Below are 21,234 nucleotides of genomic sequence, written 5' to 3'. Positions count from 1 at the left end.
CGCCAAATGAAGTGACCCAAACACACATATTCAATGATGATGCTGCGCTTATCTGATGCATAAGATCAACTGATATGGCGGCACCATTTTGGATTAAAAAATCCTGTATTAAGGTGCTTTGGGCTTGGCTGTTTTTAGACTTTCAATATGATCCGCTAACTTCTGGATATCGTCATCTGACAGATGCGCTTTGGCTTTGTTGCCCCTTCCGACAATCTTGCCGTCTCGCCGCGCGGTGAGGCCCTCAACAATTTCATCGCGGGATAACGATACCAGTGGTGGCGCTTTATCTAGCCCCTTGCGATCAGCAAGACGGCCATGACAGCTTGAGCAGGTTTGCTTGTAGATATGTTCGCCATCAGTGGCGGCCTGCGCGGTAGAGCTGAATAAAACAACACTTACCGCTAACAGCAATACTTTCATTATGCGCCTGCCGCCCATTGTTGGAATAATTTGGCCAAATCCTTTTCATTGCGTGCGCCCTGATGCACTTCAGTGACCTTGCCCTGACGATCAATCAGAAAAGACGTCGGCGTTCCGATAACCTGATAACGCTCCTGAGTAATGCCGAGCTGGTCGCGGATCACAGGGTAGCTGAGCTTGCGTTGCGCCAGTATCGGGCTGATATCGACCTTTTCCGAATCAGTGTTGATGGCCACCACGACAATATCATTTTGATATTCATCACTCAGTTTATTGAGTGCAGCCATTTCAGCCAGACAACCACCACAACTTGCCGACCAAAAGTTAAGATAAACCTGCTTACCTTTCCAGTTATCAAGGGCGACTGGCTGGCCTTGCAAATCATAGGCAGCCAACTGAGGAGCGACTTCACCCACCGCCACTTCTTCTTGTTTGCAGGCGCTGAGTAGCAATAATACGCTGCACAAACCGATTGTTTTTAACCCATTACGCCACATGATGACGGCTCTCTTCGTTAAGATATTTACCGTGCTGGAGCCGGATGATCCGATCAGCAACACACCCTAAGTCTGGATTGTGGGTAACCATGACAATGGTTCTTCCTTGGCGATGAATATGGTTTAACAGATCCAATACCCGCTGTTCATTCTCTTCATCGAGGTTACCGGTCGGTTCATCGGCAAAAATAATGGGGGGCTGATTGACCAGTGCGCGTGCAATACAGACCCGCTGTTGCTCACCGCCTGAAAGCTGGCTGGGTAAGTGATCCATACGCGGTGTCATCCCCACCTGTTCTAATACCTGCCGAGCGGCCTCTTCATCCACCACACTGTGATAATGCTGCGCTAGCATGATGTTTTCTAATGCCGTTAGATAGGGGATAAGGTGAAACTGCTGGAAAACTAGCCCTATCTTGTCTGCCCGAAATTTCCTGCGCCCTTCTTCATCTAAGCCTGCGGCATCAATACCATCAAGCAACACTTGCCCTTCGCTGACGGTATCCAGACACGTTAAAATGTTCATCAACGTCGTTTTACCGGAACCTGACGCGCCCATAATCGCCACAAATTCGCCACGATTAATGCGGATATTAATGTCTTCCAGCGCCGTGACCTGCCCGAAGCGCTTATATAAGTGCCGAGTTTCAATGACGGCATCCTTAACCTGTGTTAGTGACGATGTCATTTGCTACTCTCCTTTCAGAACTTTTGCGGGTTCAATATGAATCGCCCGTCGGGTGGGAACAATGGCCGCCACAGCGGCAACCAACAATGACAGTACGAGTGTTAATGGTAATACTGGCGCGCGCAAAGCGATTGCCGCACTGAATACCGTCTGCCCCAATACCTGTGCCAATACATACCCGAGTAAAGCGCCACAAACCGCAGCAGCCAACGAGATAATCAGTGTTTCAGTCAGCATCTGGCGAATGATGTCTGCCCCACTGGCACCCAGTGCTTTTTGTAAGGCAAACTCTTTCGAGCGCTCACCCACTATCGCCATCAGCGTGGTGTTAACGCATAACGATGACAAAATCAGGATCACGACGGAAACCAGCCCCATCAGCCCTTTTATCTTATCGAGCACTTGGCCTTCAGAGGCGGACACTTTTCGAATCGGTCGGATCTCAAGATCGGGATATTGTTCACGGAGGTGGGTAGCAAAGGTTTCAACTTGACCCACATCATTGCTGACGCTAAGCAGCGCGTTACTGATGTGCCCCGGTTGATTAAGCCATTTCTGTGCCAGTTCTAGATTCACAATAAGCATATTGTCGGTAGCATCGCCTGCCTCAACAATACCTTTGATTTGCAGCCGTTGGCGTTCACCCTCTCTCACCAAGGTAATGCTATCCCCGACTTTGACATGCAGACGTTCGGCGAGTTTGACACCGATCATTGCATTACGATCATCAAAGCTGACGCCAATCCAATTCCCCGTGACTTGCCAATACGGAACCAGTTGCTGGAGGGATTCAAACCACACCCCCATGAGCACGACTTTCTCCAACTCGGTACGAGCCATCCCATAAATATAGGGACTGGAGGCGTTGATCAGCCCCTTTGGAGCGGCATCAATGATGGGTTGGAATCTGTCTTGTTCAAACGAACTGCCATGCCCAGGGCCAATATAAAAGTTCGCCCCAAAAGTGCGTAACTCTTGGCTCATTTTGGCATTAATATCGAAATAGACCGCTGACATGGCGGTGACAATCGCGGCCCCGACGGTCAGTGCCGCAAAGACCACACTCACTCGTTGCATCCGTAACCGTAATGCCCGTAAGACAAGTCGCCAAAACATACTATGGCGGCCTTGGTGAGACGCTGTCTGGTGATTATCGGCCATAGAGCACCTCCACCGGATATAAGCTGGCAATACGCCGCGCAGGGAACCAAGTGCCAATAACCGCAATCAGGATTGATATCACCAGCACACAAGGTACGACCATCCAAGCGAAGCTCAGTGGTGCGCCAAAGAGCATCAACCCGATGGTTTTTGCTAGCCCCCATCCCGCCAAACATCCAGCTAAGCCGCCAATCAAGCCGCTAATGGCCGCCTCAAGATAGAACAACATTAAAATCTGCCATTGGCGCGCCCCCAGCGCTTTCATCAACCCAATCTCTTTGGCCCGCTCCATAATCGTACTGGTCATCAATGAGGCTATCCCCATTGCGGCAGCAATCAATGCCGCTAATGTGACGACGGCTAACAACAATTGTATTTTTTCTATCACCACGCCTTCAGAAGCTGCAACCTGCCAAATAGGCCGCACCACTGAACCAGAAATAGCTTCTTCGAGTTGATGGGCAATGGAGGAAACATAAGCTGTGCAGTACCACAAGTCATACTCTTCAGCATTGAGGGCTTCGAGATTCTCACGCGCTCTACGGGATAATTCATTTTCCGGCACGGTTAAGGCTGAAACTCGTACCGCTTGAATCTTCCCAGGTAGCCCCAGTAGCGATTGTACCGCAGCGAGAGGTAGCACTAAGCGGCTCTCTTCTTCACCACCACTACTCAACACGCCGCTAATTTTCACCGTTAACGGCCCAGCAACACCCTTGAGGTGCAGTTCATCGCCGATTTTCCACCCGGTTTGTTGTGCCAGTTGTTTACCCAACAGCGCCTGAACCTCTTGATCATCGGGTTTGATGGGTTCATGCGGCCACTCACCATTAACCTGCCAATACGGGCTGATAATCTGCTGGCCCGTGTGGTAATCCTCTTCATCGGGCACATCAACCGGCTGATTAAAATAGGTGCCTAGCAGTGGGATGGTTTGCCCGTTGATTTCAGTTTCACCACTGAGCAACGGGGCAAAACCAACAATATTGTTACGCCAAAAAATGTCTTTAATATTGGGTAACTCGGCTTGATCCAAAAAGTCCTGCCCACTCAGTGGATTACTCTTCTCGCCAAAGAGTGATGGCAACGCGACTTGACCGGCAGGCTCGATCAGAATATTGGCACCATAAGATTTCAACTCACGGGACATTTTATCGCCAATATCTATCGATACCGCTAGCAATGAAGAGATCAACCCAGCGGCAAGGAATACCGTAAATACGGCCAGTGATTTACGCCGAACATTCCTGAGCCAAGACTGCTTGAGCATGCGCCACAACATAATTATGGGTTCTCCTGCGTGTCACTGTCTTCACTGTCTTCACTGTCTTCACTGCCTTCCCTGTCAACAACTGGCGTCACAAATTGCTCCGGATGTTCGCGGAAACGATTGTAATTCGCCTCAGTAGAGAAGAAGTAAGTCTTATCGCCATAGCTATATTTAAACTCGGCCTTTTGGTTAGTCAGATGTGTTTTATCAACGGGATCGATAACATCTAATGTCACCACGGTGGTGAAGTAATTAACGCCCGCCTCTAAAGAGGCTTTAGGGATAACCAATTCTTTATCATCACTTTTCCAGTCCTCTAGCGGGATAGGGTTACATCCCCCCGCTTTACCAATAGACGGAATGAAAATATGGACTGCACAGGCAACACAAATCACCTGATTGCCTTCCATCACATAACCTTGGTCACCACAAAGTAGACAAGCGTCAAAAACCACACTCAAACGCAAACGATCGGGATAACGGTTAATGATGAAGAAACGTACCGCTTTGCCATCATCGGCTATCCAAACAAAACGGTGCAATTTACCGTCCCGTACCTGCTCGACCGGAATATGAACCAGACCATCAGCGGCTACCGTGACGGGTAATGCCTCAGACAGTTGTGGGGGCTGAGACGCCACTTTGTCCCAATAAAGCTGAGCACCTGCCACAACAACCCATGCCAGCAGCGCAAAGACAAAAATTCTCCGTACATTGCGATAACCGGCCAACGCTTTACGGTGGGCAATAGGTTCAACATTAGCCGTAACTATCTGCTGGGCATGGCGCAGAGGCATCAAATAACACAGCGTGGTCAACGCCAATAGCAACGCGCAAATATAGTTGAGCCAAGCATGGCCGTTAGTCACCAAGGCAACGTAACTGAGCAGTGATTTGGTTAACGGCATGACCTGTAATTTCATCAATAACAGGAGAGTATCGCCGCTCAGTGGCAAAATTAATAGCAGCGTTAGCAGTATCAGCAGCAGCCATCGACAACGTGGCAATTGCCGAATCATCATCAGCAGCAATACCGCGCAGAAAACGACCCATGCAAAAGCGACAATGATTGCCGCGAGATTCAGTAACAAATCGGTATTAATAACATGCGTGTTGGTGAATGCACCCAAGTTTGGGTTATTCCCCCAATTGAATGCCGCGCCGAAAACCAGCAGAACTTGCCAGCAATAACCTAATGAACGGCGGGGGGTAAGTTGACTGAACAAGAATAACAACAGTGCGAGAAGTTGAACTCCCGCCAGCGCTAACTGCAATTGCTGCGATTTAGGGTAATGAGTCCCCGCCCATATCCCGACGATTGCCATGAGTATTGTTATCCATACCACCCGATTTAACGCGGGGGCGGGCCGAATCGCCCAACTTAACCCCAGTAGTAAAGCGACCGGTAAAAAGGCTTGCAGTACGGAAACAAAAAAATAACTCATGAGCACACACCTTGGGCAAGGACATCACAACACCTGCCAGTTATCACTGATCAGCACGTTTATCGCACTGAAAACAACAATTGTCTGACTATTTAATATCGATAGAAAAAACCGCAATGACTCAATCAGTCATCGCGGTCATTCATATCAATTCAAACCGGTATATTTAAAGTCATAACTCACATCAAAGGGTTTCCACCAGCGGCCCACACCTGTTTCGCTATCAGTATGGCGATGTAAACCTGCTTTAGATGGCTCACTGATGTGGTAAGTCACTTTATAGTTACCCACGCCCATCATTTTGATGTTAGCACCGTAATGTGGACCATCGCTGGCAACCATTGGCATAAAGGTGCCTTCTTGTTTAGCACCGGTATCGGTGTTGACCAAGGTGTAAGCGATAGTCAGGTACGGCATCCACTCACCCGCGCCGAAACCATTTTTATTGCCTTCAGTTGCATGAATATCTGCTTCTAAATGGATATCAGCCTTCGCTGCTGGCAAGCCCATGCCGCGCGGCTCCATATCAATTGGCTGCAAGTAAACCGCTGCAATTTCCATATCATTAATTTTGATAGGTTCGCCAGCCGGATACTCTTTAAAGGCAAATGCAGCAGGCGCGGCAAAAATGCTGGCGATGATACTGCTGGCAATAATCGTTTTCTTCATGGTCATGTAGCACACCCTCTGGTATCAAATGATTAGTACATTGTCGTAATTCACACCGGCATCATGCCGGACCATTATGCTGGGATTGCACGACCGCGCCGTTGCATTACCCAAAGGGCAACGAGTGCAGCGATCAGTAATATCCCTTGAGGAATCAATGTTTCCAAATACGGATAGATTCCCAACCAACTAATTTCAGGTACGCCCGGCAGCAAGGTCGGTTCAAACAGCTTGCCCTCAATCAATTCGAGTACGCTCTTACCGGCAAAGACGAACGCCATGAGATACATAAAGCCACCGGTAAACATAAAGAACGGCTTGAGTGGCAATTTGACCACGGTAAAGCGCATGATCAGATAAGCGATGAGCAAGACGATACAACCGACGCCGAAACCGGCCAAAATCGACAGGTGCCCGCTCGTGGTGCTCGCATCCCCCATTAAGGCTAGATAGAACAGGACGGTTTCTGCCCCTTCGCGGTATACCGCCAAGAAGCTGGTGAGCCATAGCCCTATCATTGAACCGCTACTCAGTGATTTGGAGAACTTCCCTTCGAGATAAGCTTTCCATTGGCGTGCTTCCGTTTTTGAAAGCAGCCAATAGCTCATGGAGAACAACATCACCACAGCAATCATCATGGTGAAGCCTTCCAACAATTCACGGCTTTGTCCTGAGTTCTCAAATAGCCACTGGAAGACAAAGGCAGTGAGCACACTGGCAATCAGGGCTACCACAACGGATTGTCGAATCAACGGTAGCTTGTCCTGATGATTGTTTTTCACCAGATAGGCAACGATGGCCGCCACAATCAATAAGGCTTCCAGGCCTTCACGAACAATGATCAGCAGGCTGTAGATAAACAAACTCCAGTCTGTTTCATCCCCCCCGCCTAACATCTCTACTGCGCTAGACAGATCTTTTTGCAAGGCCGCAGCTTCAGCGTGTAACTTCTCAACCGGCTGACCTGCTTTCATGTAGCTCACTAAGCGAGTGAAGTGACCTTCGAGAGTTGATTTAAACGCCGCATCACGTGAACCGACTTTGTTTTCCATGCCACTGGCTTCGAACAAATCAAAATAGGCATCCTGCACGGCCAACATTGCCGGTGAGGTTTGTCCTTTTTGGTATTGGCTGATAGCGGCGGTAATTTCCTGATTTATCTTTTCAGAGACTGCCGCCCAGTCCGCATTGGTTTGCTCTGCTGAGTTAACTCCGCCCGCAGAAGATTGCCCCGCATTGGGTTGGTCAGCTGTCACTTGTTGCTGTTCGCGGGTAGTGGGTAGCCCCGGCAGAATATCTTCGATGGTTTGCAGCAAGCCAGTCACGCGGTAAGCCACTTCGGTAATTTGGTCAGGCTTGCTGGTTAAATCGATCAACGCGGTGAATTGTTGGTTAATCGCAGCGGCGTCTTGCGCAGAACGATTTCCCCGCACCGACATTTCCATTTCAGAGTTTTTAAAACCTTGATAGTGCGCCTGTTGCACACTTTGACTCGCGGCGGCAAAATTACCCGCCTGATATTCAGTGATAGCCTGCGCCAGTAAGTCATCAATGATTTTGAAACTTTGCTGCCAGTACACCGCGATATCACTGTTTTCATAAGTGGCATGTTGCTGTTCTGCGGTCAGCTTATGACCATCGGCCAATACGGGTAGTACCCCCGCCAGCTCATTTTTCAACCAGTTAATTTTACTATCGACTTCGGCTTGCGGTTTGCCCTCACCTATCATGCGGCGAATTTCGCCAAATGCAGCCTCCATCTGATAGCTCTTTTGGGCAGAGATATTAATACGAATCGGCCCTTCCAGATTCTCAAACACTTCAAAATACGCCATCTGCACGGTAGTGCGGGCTTCATCATTATTGTGTTGTTGATAGAGTTGAGACGTTTTATCTAGGCGGGATTGGATATCATTAACAAGTTGCTGATAATCCACAGCAGCCCACGCTAATGAGCCTGACAGCCACCAGCAGCAGCAAAGCAGAATAATTTTTTGCCAAATTCGCATTTTGAGTGACGCACATGAAGTTGATAATGAGATTTATTAACATTAACACTAAATAAGGGAAATGTGTCTTGATCAGTATCAAAAAATATTTAGTCTCTTGAATTTTTGTTTAGAAATGCGGGGCGTACCGCAATTCTTAGCAGGAAAGCCGGTTTTCCCTACTTATGGTGGGGTTTAATTCAGCGGATTATATTGTGCTTGTTGGCATTGCTGTATTTTGACGTGACATGCGGGTAACCACAAATACTCGCCTGCTGCGGAAATACCACAGGTGAAGGTGACCTAAATCCACAGACAGGCGTTTGTTTCAGTAAAGTTTATTCTGAGTAATAATAGTTAATTGATAATATTATTTATCCAATCGTTGATATTAAATCAGAAGAAATACTTGAATCGAGCACGAACACCATAACGGTCATCATTATCGCTATTAGCCATTTTATTATTATCAGCGACTTCCAATTTAGACCAATAAGCACCCAAGTATAAATTAAAGTTATTCATATCCATAATATTAGGGATTTTATAAGAGGTGTGTATTGTGTGAATATCATATTTATCAGGTGAGGTTAATATTCCAGAGGTGACCACACCCGCATTCGCGCTGTTGAAGTATTCAATATCATTGTGGGCGTAAATATAGCCAACTTCAAAATTTCGCCATAAGATGTTAGCGCCTGCACTAAAGTTCTTCTCATTAGTCGCATCCATATAAGCTGAACTCAGATTTGCGACAATGCCATTTTCGGGATCTTTATCCTGATTATTGAAGGTGAAAGTAGCACCATAGCCATTACGTTTAGACTGATCCTGCCATATTCCTTGATCATCCCGATAACCATAGGCATTACTGATGACGTTACTTTCCATCGCGATAGCGGCTGAGAAGCTGTCTTGTTTCCACGAAATAACGGGACGAACATAGGCCACATTTTTTTCGTTTTCCAGCGTATTACCGTGGTAAGTATTATTGGCAAATAGCGTTGTACCATCTTTCAATATGGTGTTCACTTCAAAATACCAGTTCCCTAGGTATTTGCTGACCAAGAAGTTACCACCATTATTACTACGCCCCCGTCCTTCCTTCATCATATAGATATAGCCGTAGCCATCACTATATAAGTCATTCGCGGTATTACCCGAATGTTGAACAAAGGTATCTTGATTGAGAGGGAACATATCGTAAGCCTCAAAACGGCCAACTTTAACTTTCCAGTCTTTTTCATGGCCGAAGAAGAAAGCCGCATCATCAAGATTCATGCTACCGCCAACATCAGCCAACGGCTGCACGGTAAAGCCCGCAAAGTTGCCATTATTCAGACGGCGGTAACCATCCAGCCCAATTAAAATTCGGCCATTAATATCCCATTGCTCTCTATTACCGGCTTTCCAATCTTTATTAGCGCTCGTGCGCAATGAGGTGAGTTGCCCGCTCTTACTTGCGGCATCCATATTAATTTCAACATCACCATATAATTTAAGATTCCCTTGTGGTGTTTCCCAGGTAACTTCAGCAAACGCAGGCAATGACAAAAGACTGGCAAGTCCAACCAGAATAAACTTATTCATATTGACCATCTCTATTTAGGATAATGTGAAGTAAAAATTTTTCTTTAAAATCAGGGCAGCACATAACCACCCGTTATTAAAGAGTTAATGATTTATTTATTTTTATACCCAGAAGTATCAATTGGCAAATAAATTGCCATGGCTAAATATTCATATTTGACCTCGACAATAATAATACTTTAATTTTAATGATTCATTCTTTATGCGGAGTTAATTATCCCCGCTGATACAATAGGACTAATTCATTGGTTAATTCACGGGCTAATAACGATGTCATTAAATGGTCCTGCGCATGGACCATAATTAGCGTCATCGGAGTTTTAGCTTCTCCCGCATCTTGTTCAATCAGTTTGGTTTGCATGCGATGAGCCGCTTTAGTAAACCCATCAGATTCGGCTAAGAGTGCATGCGCCTGCGTGAAATCCCCCTCCCTGGCAGCACGCAAGGCTTCAAAGCACAGGCTCCTCGCCTGGCCTGCATTGACGATGATCTCCATGACAGCTTCTTCCAGATCAATCATTTTTCGCTACCTCATCAAAACCTTGATTGCTAGCCGTTGCAGCAAACCATTCACCACTTTTTTTCACAATCCGTTGCTGAGTTTTCAAATCTAGCTGGACGAAACCATAACGGTTTTTATAGGCATTGCACCATGACCAGTTATCAATAAACGTCCACATATGGTAACCCAAGCAATGACTGCCTTCGGCTAATGCTTTGTGTACCCATTTTAAATGTTCAGAGACAAACTCAATGCGGTAGTCATCATTGATCTGTCCGTTCTGGCTAAATCGCTGTTCATTTTCAACGCCCATGCCATTTTCTGAAATAAAGCAGCGTGGATTATCGTAATTCTCTCGAAGGTTAGTCAGGATGTCATAAATACCGGGTTCATAAATTTCCCAACCGCGATGCGGGTTCATTTTGCATCCCGGCATTTGGTAATAATCAAATAGCCATTCAGGCATAAATGGCGCATCAGGATTCACTCGACTATCACGGCACTTTATTCTGCGTGGCTGATAATAATTAATGCCGAGTAAATCAACCTTCCCTTCAACAATTAATGCACTATCACCAGGCTGGCAATCCGGTAATTGATCGTAATCTTTCAGCAGAGAGACAAGCTCTGCCGGATATTCACCACGTAATGCAGGGTCAAGGAAACTCCGGTTAAACATTAAATCCGCAATATTAGCCGCTTTGACGTCAGCTGGATTCTCAGAACGAGGATAAGATGGCGTCAGGTTTAAAATAATACCGATCTCGCCGCCTAATTCGCGCTGGCGGTATTTTTTTACCGCAAGAGCATGGGCTATTACAGTGTGGTAAGCCACTGTTGCCGCCCGTTTGAAATCCACCACATTGGGGTAATGGAAATCGTACAGATAGCCACCTTCAACAGGCACGATAGGCTCATTGAACGTAAACCAGTGCTGTACGCGATCCCCAAATAAGCGGAAGCAGGTATCCGCGTATTCGGCATAAGCCTCAACCACATAGCGACTCTCCCAGCCCCCTTGTTCTTGCATGACTGTCGGCATATCAAAATGGAACAAATTGATAAACGGGGTTATCCCTTGTGCCAGCAATTCGTCAATCACGCCATTGTAGAAATCCACTGCCTCTGGGTTAACTTCACCGCGGCCTTTTGGTATCAAACGCGCCCAAGAAATTGAGGTGCGAAAGCTGTTGTGATTTAGCTGTTCCAGCAGCGCGATATCTTGTTGCCAATGCTGATAAAAAGTTGATGTCTGCTGTGGCCCAACTTGCTGATGAAAACGCCCTGGCTGCTTATCGAACCAAGTGTCCCAGATAGTGGCACTTTTGCCACCGTTCAGGCTCTCACCTTCGGTTTGCGGCGCGGAGCTAGCGCTACCCCACCAAAAATCACGTGGAAATTGATACTTCATCGTTCTCTCCATAAAAATAGGCCTTATCAAAATTTAGCGAGTTTCGGCTGATTCAGCAAAGCTCAGTTGTTGCTCTTTTTCTTCATCCGCTTTCAGCAGGCTGCGCTCATAAGCTTTGAGGAAGGGGTAATACATCACCGCAGAGAACACCATACATAATAGACACATAACGACAGGACTGAAGGCCCAGTTTGCCGCCCAAGAAGCGCCAATCGGTGCTGGGGTCGTCCAAGGTGTTAATGACACCACTTGCGCTATCCAACCTAACTTGGTGGCGATATACGCCAATGTGGCGTTGATCATCGGTACAAAGATAAAGGGCAGGAAGAACACGGGGTTCATGATGATCGGTGCACCGAATAAAATCGGTTCGTTGATATTAAAGAAGCTCGGCACAATCCCCATCTTGCCAATAGTACGCAAATGAATAGCTTTACTGCGAAGTAACAGGAAGGCCAATGGCAACGTAGAACCGACACCGCCAATCAGTAAATAGTGATCCCAAAAGCCCTGTAGATAGATATGTGGCAAAGGCGCACCTGCGGCTAACGCAGCCTGATTCAGTGCCAGATTGGTCATCCAGAATGGGTTCATAATACCCGTAACAATCAATGCACCATGAATGCCGGCGAACCACAAAATTTGGCAAAGTAATACCGACAATAATATGGCTGGCAGCGAATCTGACGCTGAAACCAACGGTGCCAGCAAATGCATAATCGCTTCTGGAATAATCATTCCGGTAGATGATTCGATGAATAAATTCAGTGGATGCAACGTGCCAACGACCGCCACCACCGGAATGAGAATCTCAAAGGAACGAGCCACCCCTGTCGGGACTTCTTTCGGGAGACGAATGGTGATATTGCGGCGTTTTAAAAAGGCATAGAGTTCAGTGGAGTAAACCGCCGTGATAATGGCAGTAAAAATCCCTTGGCCGGAGAAGTATTGAGTGGAGATATGACCGTCAGAATAAGGTGCGGCCACTAGCAGGAATGACATCAATGCCAATAGACCCGTCATGATGGGATCCAACTTATATTGTCGCCCTAAGCTGGCGCCAATTCCGACTGAGATGAAGAAGGTCATGACGCCCATGCTGAGATTGAAAGGCAACATCAATTCATTACGATAAGTGCTGGAGAAATTTAGCCATGCGCGGGCAAAACCCCATGTGGTATCAGCGGAGAATGGTGGGAAGATAAAGACCAACATAAATGAGCCGATGATCATAAAGGGTAATGCTGAGGTAAAGCCGTCGCGGATCGCGATAATATATTTTTGTTGCCCTAACCGCCCAGCAAGCGGCGTGATGGTTTGCTCTATCATCCCAACCATTGTTTGGTAAAGAGAACTCATTGCAGATACCTTTTATTTCACTGCATTAATAAGAGATAAGGCGAAATCGAGCACCTTATCACCGCGTTGCATGCCGTAATCCATCATGTCGATAGTCATCACTGGAATACCGAAAGGTTCAGCTATCGCAGCCAAATCTCGTTGCATGTACTTCACCTGCGGCCCCAACAGCACAACCTGATAGCGGCTGAATTGCTCATTGAATTCGCTAGCACCAAAAGCATCAATCTGAACCTCTAGCCCACGTGTTGCAGCCTCTGCCAACATTTTTTTGACTAGCATACTCGTGGACATCCCTGCGGAGCAGCACAACATTATTTTTTTCATCACGTATTTCCTCACTGTAATCTTGTCATATTGAGCACCATTGGAAACAAAATGGAAACCGGTTTCCATGCAAACGGAATAGATATGAGAGCGCGCTCATATATTTACTTACTGAAAGATATGCAGTTGTGAAAGACGTCACAAAAAGCTAAGCAGAAATCGGTGCTTTACTGGATACTCTCTGGTAACAACGGTTTCCGTAATGGCAATCAGGGTATAGAATGGACGAAGTAGAATGGGAACCAAGGATAAAGGGAACTGACGAGGCCCTCTGGCCATTGATCAGAAAAAGTGGAGTGAAGTGATGTCGACTATTAATGATGTATCGCGGTTAGCCAACGTTTCTAAAGCCACTGTGTCGCGCGTGTTGAGCGGGTCTCGCGGTGTCAAGGAAGAGAGCCGTTTGGCTGTTATGAAGGCGGTCGAAGTTCTAAACTATAAGCCGAATGTGATTGCCCAATTTCTGACGGCGCAGTCAACCGGATGTGTTGGTGTGATTTGCGCGACTGAACACATTCAGCAAACAACCAGCTATCTTTTTGCTTTAGAAAAGCAGTTTAGCCAGCATCAAAAACACTTATTACTGCGCTTTGCCGATAACAGTGTTGGGGTCGCTAATGCGGTGACAGAGCTGGCCAATGGCCTGTGTGATGCCATTATTATCATCGGAGCACGCTTTCCCCTGCCCGCTCCCGATGAAAAAACCATCATGATTGATTGCCTCGAATCTTCGACGCCTAACAGTATTTTATTTGATCACTCTTTTGCTGCAGAAACAGCTTGCCACTATTTGGTCAGTCAGGGTCGCCGGCATATTGCGTTATTAAATCATGCCTCAGGAACCGTGGCAGAACAGACACTATTAGGATATCAACGGGCGCTGGAGAACTACCTGATTCCCTATAACCGTAACCTGGTGATGGGCAGTGTCAATGCCTCCTCCGAAGCATTGCAGACGCTATTGAACAATGGCGTGCAGTTTAATGCCCTGTTGGTCATGGACGAGATTGAAGCCCAGAAAGCGATTGCCCTGTTACATCTGTTTAAGCGTACCGTTCCCGATAAAGTGATGGTGTTCAGTCTGGACGGTTCAGTGCAATTGCCGGGTGTTCCGGCGGTGCCCGCTATCGAGTATTCGCTGGAGACATTGGCTCGGAGAGTGGTCGACTTGATTGATTCCCGTGCGGGCAAACATATGAATCCACAAGTGTTTCGCGGTAATCTAGTTGTCCCACATGGTTTAACCGAGTAACTGACTTATTTGGGGACTCAATGATGAATAACACGCAATCAGATTATGACTCTCTTCGTGCATCTCTCAGCGTTAGCATCGCGATGACGCTGTTGCATATTGGTGATGAATCGACCACGGTCGTGACGTCTGGCGTAGATAATACCGTCGTGACGCAACCACTTACCCTGGGTGCCAACCATATTGCGCGAACTTATTTCAAGCACAATCCGCCGACACCCGATGAGATGGAAACGGCCATTATGGTGGTCGAAGACGAGGTGATTCGTATCAGCCCTGAGGTGAATCGTGCCTCGCAGTTGTTGACGACAGACAGCGATCTTGCGGATATTGCTCAGCTCGCGGGTTTGCCATTACAGGCTCAAACCGTCATGTCATTGGAATCCGTTGAGCGGATGTTTGATAGATTAGCAGCCGTCATGATGGGCAGGCCTGCGGCCTCAGAAGGCATACCAGCCGACAACGTGTTTGCCGCCAGATTGCTGATTTTAAGAGAATTTATGCATCACTTACAATTTTCGTCGATCACACTAATCGCCTTACACAATACCCGCCTTCACAAATAAGATAATCTATTGCTCCCAAAGAAAACTGACAGTGGTAATCTTCATTACGCACTGTCAGTCTTTTTTATCCATCTTTCTGATTGATATCGTCGTTTATTTATTGGCTTTCGGATCCAGATTATCCGCAGGTAATTCACCTGGTAGATAGTCAGGTAAGCGCCCCGCAGGGAAGATAGCCACGAGCGATAACAGCGCCATAATCAATAAACCAAACTTCAGTGCACGTAAACGTGCTTCTTCATTCACGCGTACCGCTTCGACAACCTGTTCAGGGGTAGCGTTCGTTTGCGCTAACACACCTTGCAGGCGATCATTACTGACAAAATTAATGCTATCCATATTGACCTGAGCCTGAAGTTCAGCCGTCAGAATCGGTGTTTCAGCCACGCCACGCATCACGTTAGCACTTAACAAACCCACCAACAAAGCACCGGCGACCGCAGTACCGATGGCATTGGCTAAGTTATTCGTCGTGCCACGCAATGACCCAACATCGCCTGCCAGTTCCTTCGGTGACGCACTCACCAATACGTTGAATAGCAAGGTAACCAATGCACCTTGAGCAAGACCGAAGATGACCAGACCGATCAGTACCGCGAACTCACTCCAGTTATTGCGCACAACAAATGCCAACCACAGTAAAGCGATGGTACAAGTGATAAAACCATAACGGCCGATTTTACGCGGCGTGAGTTTTTTGTAGAAACGGACAATCAGCATTGCTGAGAAGAACACGGACAAGTTAAACGGCATCATCGCGATTGCGGTGGCCATTGGCGTACTGCCCTGCACTATCTGGATATACAACGGAACAGAGAAGTTGAGCATTGCTTCTAATGCCACGACCGAGAACATGGCAAATACTGCGGCTTTTTCCGTGGATGACGTGATAACTTCCAGTGCCAGCAACGGCGTCTTACCTTGTTCTTGGCGACGACGCGTCCAAACCACAAACGCCTGCCCTAGCACGATACCCAGTACAATCATAAAGGGTGCAGGTGAAAAGCCCATGAGATCAAAAGGCGCACCGTCACGGACTAAACCGAAGCCCCAACGGTTTAGGTTGTTAAAGCCAAATGACAGCAAAATAATCGCCGCCGCCGCCAGAATCACACCGATAATATCGATACCGACTTCTGGACGGCCTTTATCGGCCTTGAGGCGGAAGCTCATGACAAAGATGATCGCCGACAGCACAATCAAAATACCGAACGCTGGACGCCAACCGATATGAGTACCGAGAATCCCCCCAATCAAAAACGCCGCCACACCTGCGCCAGCACGAGCAGAACCCAAAGCACCCAATGCAGTCGCCTGTTGTGTACCACGATAGTTTTCAGCAATCAGTGCAACTAATGCTGGCACTAACGCTGCGCCCGCTAAACCGCTCAGTGCCTGCGCGCTGATCATCACGGTGGCATTCGGGCTGAATGTCATCATCACCTGCGCAATACCGAACAGTAGAACAGTGCCACGAAATACGACTAATGGCCCAAAACGCTGATTGAGTTTGGCACCCAGCATCACGAAACCGGCAACGGACAGTGAGTACATCACAATTGCGGTCGCAATCGTAGTCGGAGGCACATTGAAACTTTTGACCATTCCACCTAAAGCAACAGGCAGAGAAGCAACGTTGAATGACATTAAAATCTGGGCCAATGCGATGGTGATCATCGGCACCCAGGATTCTTTGAGTTCCACACCTGCATGATGAGTAGATTGATTCGCCATAAAATTATCTATCCTTTTGACATGTTATTCTTGGTTTCAGAACCAGTCGGTTTTCGTCTCCGCCCAGTTATTGAAACGATGAACTTTCAACGCAATACCGCCGTGAAGGCTCAACTCTTTTCGGTATAAGGTTCAGAAACAAACATGTCCATCCCAAGACTGCGTGATAAGAAGCGAGCAGCCAGTTGCCCTTTGACACTATTTCCCGCGCCATCGAGCAACGGTGCAAATGTCCCTAAGCCTCCTTTACCTGGTGACACTGTCACAATGCCACCGCCGATACCACTTTTACCCGGTAAACCAATGTCATAAAGCCAGTCTCCCGAGGTTTCGTACAATCCTGCCGTGACCATGACAGCTAAAGCGTAATGACACACATCATTATCCACGACGCGTTCGCCGGTCAGCGGGTTAACGCCTCCATCAGCCAATGTTGCCCCCATCACGGCCAGATCGCGGGCACTAACATTCAATGAACATTGGCGGGTATACAAATCAGTTGCCACAAGCGGGTCACATCCCAGACGCCCATACCCTTGCAGCACATTGGCAATGCCACGGTTACGGTAGTTGGTTTCACAGGCTGATTGATACACTTCATCATTTAGTGTTAATTCACGTCCGGCAAAACGGCACAAACCGTCATAAATGAATGTCCATTGTTCATCACTGGTTGCCCCTGGTACTAAACTGGTGGTCGCAATTGCCCCAGAGTTCACCATGGGATTGGTGCGCCCATCAGCGGCGCGTTCAATCGCAGTGACGGAGTTAAATGCCATTCCGGTACTATTAACACCCAGTTTTTCGCGGGCAACTTTTGCCCCGATAGCCTGACAAACCAAGGCAAACACAAACGGCTTAGAAACGCTCATGATGGTAAATTCATAATCTACATCGCCAGCTGAATGCACCTTGCCGTTAGTACCAACCATGCAGACACCAAAGAGATTAGGTGGAATGCGTTCTAATGCGGGATAAACGGTTGACACCACACCTTCTGTATCTGTACCAAAACGCTGATGAGCTTCTTGCACCAATCTCACGACCGTGTCTGGGTCAGGTAGATGTCCGGTTGATACGTAGTCGATAATTCCATTTTTGCTATTATCTGTAGGCATATTGGTTATCTCTTGTTTAACTTCCGTTTGTTTTCTTGTCTTTCTTTTTTTCTTATTTAAGACGGCAGAATACGCCTGCCGTTTTATCTTATAGAAAATAGTAATAATCAATTGAAACGGTTTTAAAGCTTAAGCATGTTAATTAATCAAAAAAATCTTAAGAAAAGCCAACTAAGAGTAAGATAGCCTAGCTTAAGAAAGCTGTATATCACTTGTTTTCAACAATTTGATTATCATTACATCGAGATAAAATGCCGCTGATGTTTCAGTTCCATGACATAGAAATGAGTAATTGGGTATTTTTATCGTGCAATTAATTATCCATAGCAGATTCATATGCCCGTAAGCATTCCGTCGACATAACATCACGGGAAAGGCAGATAATTCGCTGTTAGTGGCGATGAATAAAGTTAACCACGATAAATCTGAAAATAAGAGTGACGGCTAAACAGAGAAGAAACAAATATAGATGATTCACCACCTCTTCAAGTGAAAGGATTTAAATCACCCATTGGCCTAACGGGAAGATGGCTCTGAGCCTCAGAGCACATCACCATTCATCGTTTTGTATAATTATATAAATCGTTATGTAGCTAAAGTAACCCCAAGTCTTAGCATCCTAATCACTAAACAGCGTAAACTATAAGCCAACTTTGTAAGCCCGCTACTTGGACTTACTACGATTTGGTATTTCCTTCTTTACAGCAATCTAGGCGTCTGAAAACCCTTAAGATCGGTGTCTCTGGAGCATGACATGAACAATGCAACATCGGCAGGTAAACAAAAAGTACCGTTACGACTCAGTACCTCAATCACTCTGATGGTTTCTGCAGTGATTGTCTCAGTGCTATTGGTCGTTCACACACTTTTTTTTATCCAGCTTAGCCAGATGGCACAAGACAGTTTACAAAATAAAGCCGTCGCCGTTGCTCGGGCATTATCTTTTTCACCCACTATCATTAACGGCTTAACAAATCCTGCTGATGGGCAGAATATTCAGGCTTACACCCATGACGTCCAGAAAGCCAACGATCTCTTATTTATCGTTATTACCGATATGAAAGGCATCCGTTACTCTCATCCTAACCCAGAAATGATCGGCCAACATTTTATCGGCAACGATCTGGAACCCGCATTACAAGGCAAAGAAAACAGTGCGATAAATCGTGGTGTGCTGGAGCGGGCATTACGGGTTTTCACGCCCATCTATGGGTCACAGGGGAAACAAATTGGCGTAGTGGCCATTGGTATTTCCTTAACCAGTATTGATTCGGTTGTCAGTGAAACGCGTTGGACTATCCCGTGGACCATCTTATTTGGTGCATTGATCGGCTCTGTTGGGACCTGGTTTTTAGTGAAAGCACTGAAACGAATTATGCTGGGCTTCGAACCTTACGAAATCTCTAATTTATTTGAACAACGTAATGCCATGCTGCAATCAATTAAGGAAGGTGTCATTGCCGTTGATGCCGACTCTCGTATTACCGTCGTCAACCACGAAGCAAAACGTTTATTCAAGCAAAGCGGTCCGATGGAGAATTTATTGTTGAGTAATGCCAGCAAATATTGGCCAGTGCGCCTCTATCTGCAACAAGTGCTGGAAACCGGTATCGCTCGCCGTGACGAAGAGATAAATTTCAATGGCAGTATATTATTGACCAATACGGTTCCGGTCATGGTGAAAGGCAATGTAATCGGTGCTATCGCGACATTTCGCGATAAGACTGAAGTGAGTCAACTCATGCAACGCCTGACAGGTATGGTGCATTACGCCGATGCCTTACGGGCTCAGTCACACGAATTTATGAATAAACTTCATGTCATTCTCGGCCTATTACACATGAAGTATTATCAGCAACTTGAAGATTATATCGTTAAAACATCGAATAATTATCAAGCAGAAATCGGCTCACTATTGCGTAAAGTCAAATCCCCGGTTATCGCCGGTTTCTTGTTAGGGAAGATTAATCGAGCACGGGATTTAGGCATCACATTATCTATCAGTGACGACAGCCTATTGCCAGATACCGAGAATGAACAAGTGACCACAACATTAATTACTGTGTTAGGTAACTTAATTGAGAATGCCCTTGAGGCGATAGGCAGCCAGAACCAACGCGAGATCAATGTCAGTTTTCATTATCAACATGGCCGGGTGCATTGTGTCGTGAGCGACGACGGGCCGGGAATACCAGCTGAATTGCAAAATCGCATTTTTGATAATGGCTTTTCCACCAAAGGAACTGAACACGGTATCGGTTTAAGTCTGGTGCGGCAGAGTTTAGAAAGTATTGGTGGCGATATTGAGTTTGACTCTGAAGCCGGTGTTTTCACACAGTTCTTTATCAGCCTGCCCTATGACATTATCCTTAATAATAGTGCATCGAATAATAATATGGCTTCTAGTGATATTTCTTCAAACAACATCAGTGCGGTAAATCATGATTAATGTATTAATAGTGGATGATGATGCAATGGTGGCGGAACTGAACAAGTGCTACCTTAATCAGGTCGCCGGCTTCAACTGTTGCGGTTCAGTTTCCAGCTTGCAGCAAGCCAGAGAATATTTAATGACGACAGAACACCCCATTGATTTGGTGTTGTTGGATGTCTTTATGCGTCAGGATAATGGGTTGGATTTGTTGCCAGTGTTACGTGAATTCAGTGTGCATACTGATGTGATCGTGATTTCTTCAGCGACTGATGTCAATACCATCAAAAAAGCGCTGCAATATGGCGTGGTTGATTACTTGATTAAACCTTTCCAGTTTTCACGTTTCGAAGAAGCGCTGTCTACTTACCGTGAGAAAAAGAACTTACTGGAACAACGTGAATATTGTGCTCAAGAAGATGTCGATTCTTTACTGCGACGCAGCAATGCCGCCCCTACCGAGCGTAAAAAACTGCCAAAAGGGCTGACAGCGCAAACACTGCGTACCGTTTGTGAATGGATTCAAGAAATGCAGGAGAGTGAATTCTCGACTGAACAGATGGCAAATGCCATTGGTATTTCACGAGTTTCTTGCCGCAAGTATTTGATTTATCTTTCTGATACCGAAGTGCTTAGCACCAAGGTGCTTTACGGGGCAACTGGACGACCCGTTTATCTCTATAAGCGCTTACCTAATCAGCAAGAAGTGTTAAAACAGTATTGCCAGTAAAGGGTTATCCGTTACCAGATATCGCCAATACCTCTAGCTCAAAAAAAGGTACCCAGTAAGGGTACCACTAATC

Annotated in this window: 19 protein-coding genes; 4 read left to right on the top strand and 15 right to left on the bottom strand. The window is 46.6% G+C overall.

Annotated features, from left to right (window positions below; translation table 11 throughout):
- Nucleotides 1-108: 108 nt before the first annotated feature.
- From BN68_RS03285 to BN68_RS03225, 13 genes are all read right to left on the bottom strand, one after another.
- The gene (locus tag BN68_RS03285; protein ID WP_019209721.1) at nt 109-423 is read right to left on the bottom strand and encodes a c-type cytochrome; all 315 of its coding nucleotides are present in this window, start codon (nt 421-423) and stop codon (nt 109-111) included.
- Complete coding sequence (locus BN68_RS03280; protein ID WP_019209720.1) at nt 423-920, bottom strand: TlpA family protein disulfide reductase; 498 nt, start codon at nt 918-920, stop codon at nt 423-425. Before BN68_RS03280 ends, BN68_RS03285 begins: the two co-directional genes overlap by 1 nt.
- The gene (locus BN68_RS03275) at nt 910-1,608 is read right to left on the bottom strand and encodes an ABC transporter ATP-binding protein (RefSeq protein WP_019209719.1); all 699 of its coding nucleotides are present in this window, start codon (nt 1,606-1,608) and stop codon (nt 910-912) included. Before BN68_RS03275 ends, BN68_RS03280 begins: the two co-directional genes overlap by 11 nt.
- 3 nt (nt 1,609-1,611) lie before the next feature.
- The gene (locus tag BN68_RS03270; RefSeq protein ID WP_072084738.1) at nt 1,612-2,724 is read right to left on the bottom strand and encodes an ABC transporter permease; all 1,113 of its coding nucleotides are present in this window, start codon (nt 2,722-2,724) and stop codon (nt 1,612-1,614) included.
- A gap of 34 nt (nt 2,725-2,758) precedes the next feature.
- Nucleotides 2,759-4,051 (bottom strand): ABC transporter permease, encoded by a 1,293-nt coding sequence (locus BN68_RS03265; protein WP_019209717.1) that lies wholly within the window; start codon nt 4,049-4,051, stop codon nt 2,759-2,761.
- A gap of 2 nt (nt 4,052-4,053) precedes the next feature.
- Nucleotides 4,054-5,484: a Fe-S-containing protein gene (locus BN68_RS03260; protein ID WP_019209716.1), complete on the bottom strand. Its 1,431-nt coding sequence runs from the start codon at nt 5,482-5,484 to the stop codon at nt 4,054-4,056.
- Nucleotides 5,485-5,631: 147 nt separating this feature from the next.
- Nucleotides 5,632-6,159, bottom strand: a complete 528-nt coding sequence (locus BN68_RS03255; RefSeq protein ID WP_004390794.1) for an iron transporter — start codon at nt 6,157-6,159, stop codon at nt 5,632-5,634.
- A 68-nt stretch (nt 6,160-6,227) separates the two neighbouring features.
- Nucleotides 6,228-8,162 (bottom strand): FTR1 family iron permease, encoded by a 1,935-nt coding sequence (locus BN68_RS03250; protein WP_019209715.1) that lies wholly within the window; start codon nt 8,160-8,162, stop codon nt 6,228-6,230.
- Nucleotides 8,163-8,537: 375 nt separating this feature from the next.
- Nucleotides 8,538-9,740, bottom strand: coding sequence for a carbohydrate porin (locus BN68_RS03245; RefSeq protein WP_042806383.1), 1,203 nt, complete (start codon nt 9,738-9,740; stop codon nt 8,538-8,540).
- Nucleotides 9,741-9,945: 205 nt separating this feature from the next.
- Nucleotides 9,946-10,251: a PTS lactose/cellobiose transporter subunit IIA gene (locus BN68_RS03240; protein ID WP_019209713.1), complete on the bottom strand. Its 306-nt coding sequence runs from the start codon at nt 10,249-10,251 to the stop codon at nt 9,946-9,948.
- On the bottom strand, nt 10,244-11,644 hold the full coding sequence (locus BN68_RS03235) for a glycoside hydrolase family 1 protein (RefSeq protein ID WP_019209712.1): 1,401 nt from the start codon (nt 11,642-11,644) through the stop codon (nt 10,244-10,246). The genes BN68_RS03240 and BN68_RS03235 overlap by 8 nt, the downstream gene beginning before the upstream one ends.
- Nucleotides 11,645-11,677: 33 nt before the next feature.
- Nucleotides 11,678-13,003 carry a PTS sugar transporter subunit IIC gene (locus tag BN68_RS03230; RefSeq protein WP_019209711.1) on the bottom strand — a complete coding sequence of 442 codons (1,326 nt, stop codon included), beginning with the start codon at nt 13,001-13,003 and terminating at the stop codon, nt 11,678-11,680.
- A gap of 12 nt (nt 13,004-13,015) precedes the next feature.
- The gene (locus BN68_RS03225; RefSeq protein ID WP_019209710.1) at nt 13,016-13,330 is read right to left on the bottom strand and encodes a PTS sugar transporter subunit IIB; all 315 of its coding nucleotides are present in this window, start codon (nt 13,328-13,330) and stop codon (nt 13,016-13,018) included.
- A 304-nt stretch (nt 13,331-13,634) separates the two neighbouring features.
- Between BN68_RS03225 and BN68_RS03220 the strand changes: the two genes are divergently transcribed.
- Nucleotides 13,635-14,582: a LacI family DNA-binding transcriptional regulator gene (locus tag BN68_RS03220; RefSeq protein WP_019209709.1), complete on the top strand. Its 948-nt coding sequence runs from the start codon at nt 13,635-13,637 to the stop codon at nt 14,580-14,582.
- 23 nt (nt 14,583-14,605) lie between these two features.
- Nucleotides 14,606-15,148: a hypothetical protein gene (locus tag BN68_RS03215; RefSeq protein ID WP_042806503.1), complete on the top strand. Its 543-nt coding sequence runs from the start codon at nt 14,606-14,608 to the stop codon at nt 15,146-15,148.
- A 93-nt stretch (nt 15,149-15,241) separates the two neighbouring features.
- Here the strand turns inward: BN68_RS03215 and BN68_RS03210 are convergent, their stop codons facing one another.
- Both BN68_RS03210 and glsA read right to left on the bottom strand, forming a co-directional pair.
- A complete protein-coding gene (locus BN68_RS03210) occupies nt 15,242-16,882 on the bottom strand; it encodes an MFS transporter (RefSeq protein ID WP_019209707.1) in 1,641 nt (546 codons plus the stop codon).
- Nucleotides 16,883-16,992: 110 nt separating this feature from the next.
- Complete coding sequence (gene glsA / locus BN68_RS03205; protein ID WP_019209706.1) at nt 16,993-18,000, bottom strand: glutaminase A; 1,008 nt, start codon at nt 17,998-18,000, stop codon at nt 16,993-16,995.
- 754 nt (nt 18,001-18,754) lie between these two features.
- Between glsA and BN68_RS03200 the strand changes: the two genes are divergently transcribed.
- Both BN68_RS03200 and dcuR read left to right on the top strand, forming a co-directional pair.
- Complete coding sequence (locus BN68_RS03200) at nt 18,755-20,449, top strand: sensor histidine kinase (protein ID WP_019209705.1); 1,695 nt, start codon at nt 18,755-18,757, stop codon at nt 20,447-20,449.
- On the top strand, nt 20,442-21,161 hold the full coding sequence (dcuR, locus tag BN68_RS03195; RefSeq protein ID WP_019209704.1) for a two-component system response regulator DcuR: 720 nt from the start codon (nt 20,442-20,444) through the stop codon (nt 21,159-21,161). Before BN68_RS03200 ends, dcuR begins: the two co-directional genes overlap by 8 nt.
- Nucleotides 21,162-21,234 lie beyond the last annotated feature (73 nt).

The sequence above is a fragment of the Yersinia massiliensis CCUG 53443 genome (assembly GCF_000312485.1).
GTDB lineage: Bacteria > Pseudomonadota > Gammaproteobacteria > Enterobacterales > Enterobacteriaceae > Yersinia > Yersinia massiliensis.
The sequence above is the reverse complement of the archived record's forward strand: the minus strand, read 5'-3'. Positions and strand labels throughout refer to the sequence as shown.

Coding starts and splice junctions, on each gene's coding strand:
- BN68_RS03285 (WP_019209721.1), bottom strand. CDS start 423: ATGAAAGTATTGCTGTTAGCGGTAAGTGTTGTTTTATTCAGCTCTACC.
- BN68_RS03230 (WP_019209711.1), bottom strand. CDS start 13,003: ATGAGTTCTCTTTACCAAACAATGGTTGGGATGATAGAGCAAACCATC.
- dcuR (WP_019209704.1), top strand. CDS start 20,442: ATGATTAATGTATTAATAGTGGATGATGATGCAATGGTGGCGGAACTG.
- BN68_RS03255 (WP_004390794.1), bottom strand. CDS start 6,159: ATGACCATGAAGAAAACGATTATTGCCAGCAGTATCATCGCCAGCATT.
- BN68_RS03220 (WP_019209709.1), top strand. CDS start 13,635: ATGTCGACTATTAATGATGTATCGCGGTTAGCCAACGTTTCTAAAGCC.
- BN68_RS03275 (WP_019209719.1), bottom strand. CDS start 1,608: ATGACATCGTCACTAACACAGGTTAAGGATGCCGTCATTGAAACTCGG.
- BN68_RS03225 (WP_019209710.1), bottom strand. CDS start 13,330: ATGAAAAAAATAATGTTGTGCTGCTCCGCAGGGATGTCCACGAGTATG.
- BN68_RS03240 (WP_019209713.1), bottom strand. CDS start 10,251: ATGATTGATCTGGAAGAAGCTGTCATGGAGATCATCGTCAATGCAGGC.
- BN68_RS03235 (WP_019209712.1), bottom strand. CDS start 11,644: ATGAAGTATCAATTTCCACGTGATTTTTGGTGGGGTAGCGCTAGCTCC.
- BN68_RS03270 (WP_072084738.1), bottom strand. CDS start 2,724: ATGTTTTGGCGACTTGTCTTACGGGCATTACGGTTACGGATGCAACGA.
- BN68_RS03265 (WP_019209717.1), bottom strand. CDS start 4,051: ATGTTGTGGCGCATGCTCAAGCAGTCTTGGCTCAGGAATGTTCGGCGT.
- BN68_RS03215 (WP_042806503.1), top strand. CDS start 14,606: ATGAATAACACGCAATCAGATTATGACTCTCTTCGTGCATCTCTCAGC.
- BN68_RS03200 (WP_019209705.1), top strand. CDS start 18,755: ATGAACAATGCAACATCGGCAGGTAAACAAAAAGTACCGTTACGACTC.
- BN68_RS03260 (WP_019209716.1), bottom strand. CDS start 5,484: ATGAGTTATTTTTTTGTTTCCGTACTGCAAGCCTTTTTACCGGTCGCT.
- BN68_RS03280 (WP_019209720.1), bottom strand. CDS start 920: ATGTGGCGTAATGGGTTAAAAACAATCGGTTTGTGCAGCGTATTATTG.
- BN68_RS03245 (WP_042806383.1), bottom strand. CDS start 9,740: ATGGTCAATATGAATAAGTTTATTCTGGTTGGACTTGCCAGTCTTTTG.
- BN68_RS03250 (WP_019209715.1), bottom strand. CDS start 8,162: ATGCGAATTTGGCAAAAAATTATTCTGCTTTGCTGCTGCTGGTGGCTG.
- glsA (WP_019209706.1), bottom strand. CDS start 18,000: ATGCCTACAGATAATAGCAAAAATGGAATTATCGACTACGTATCAACC.
- BN68_RS03210 (WP_019209707.1), bottom strand. CDS start 16,882: ATGGCGAATCAATCTACTCATCATGCAGGTGTGGAACTCAAAGAATCC.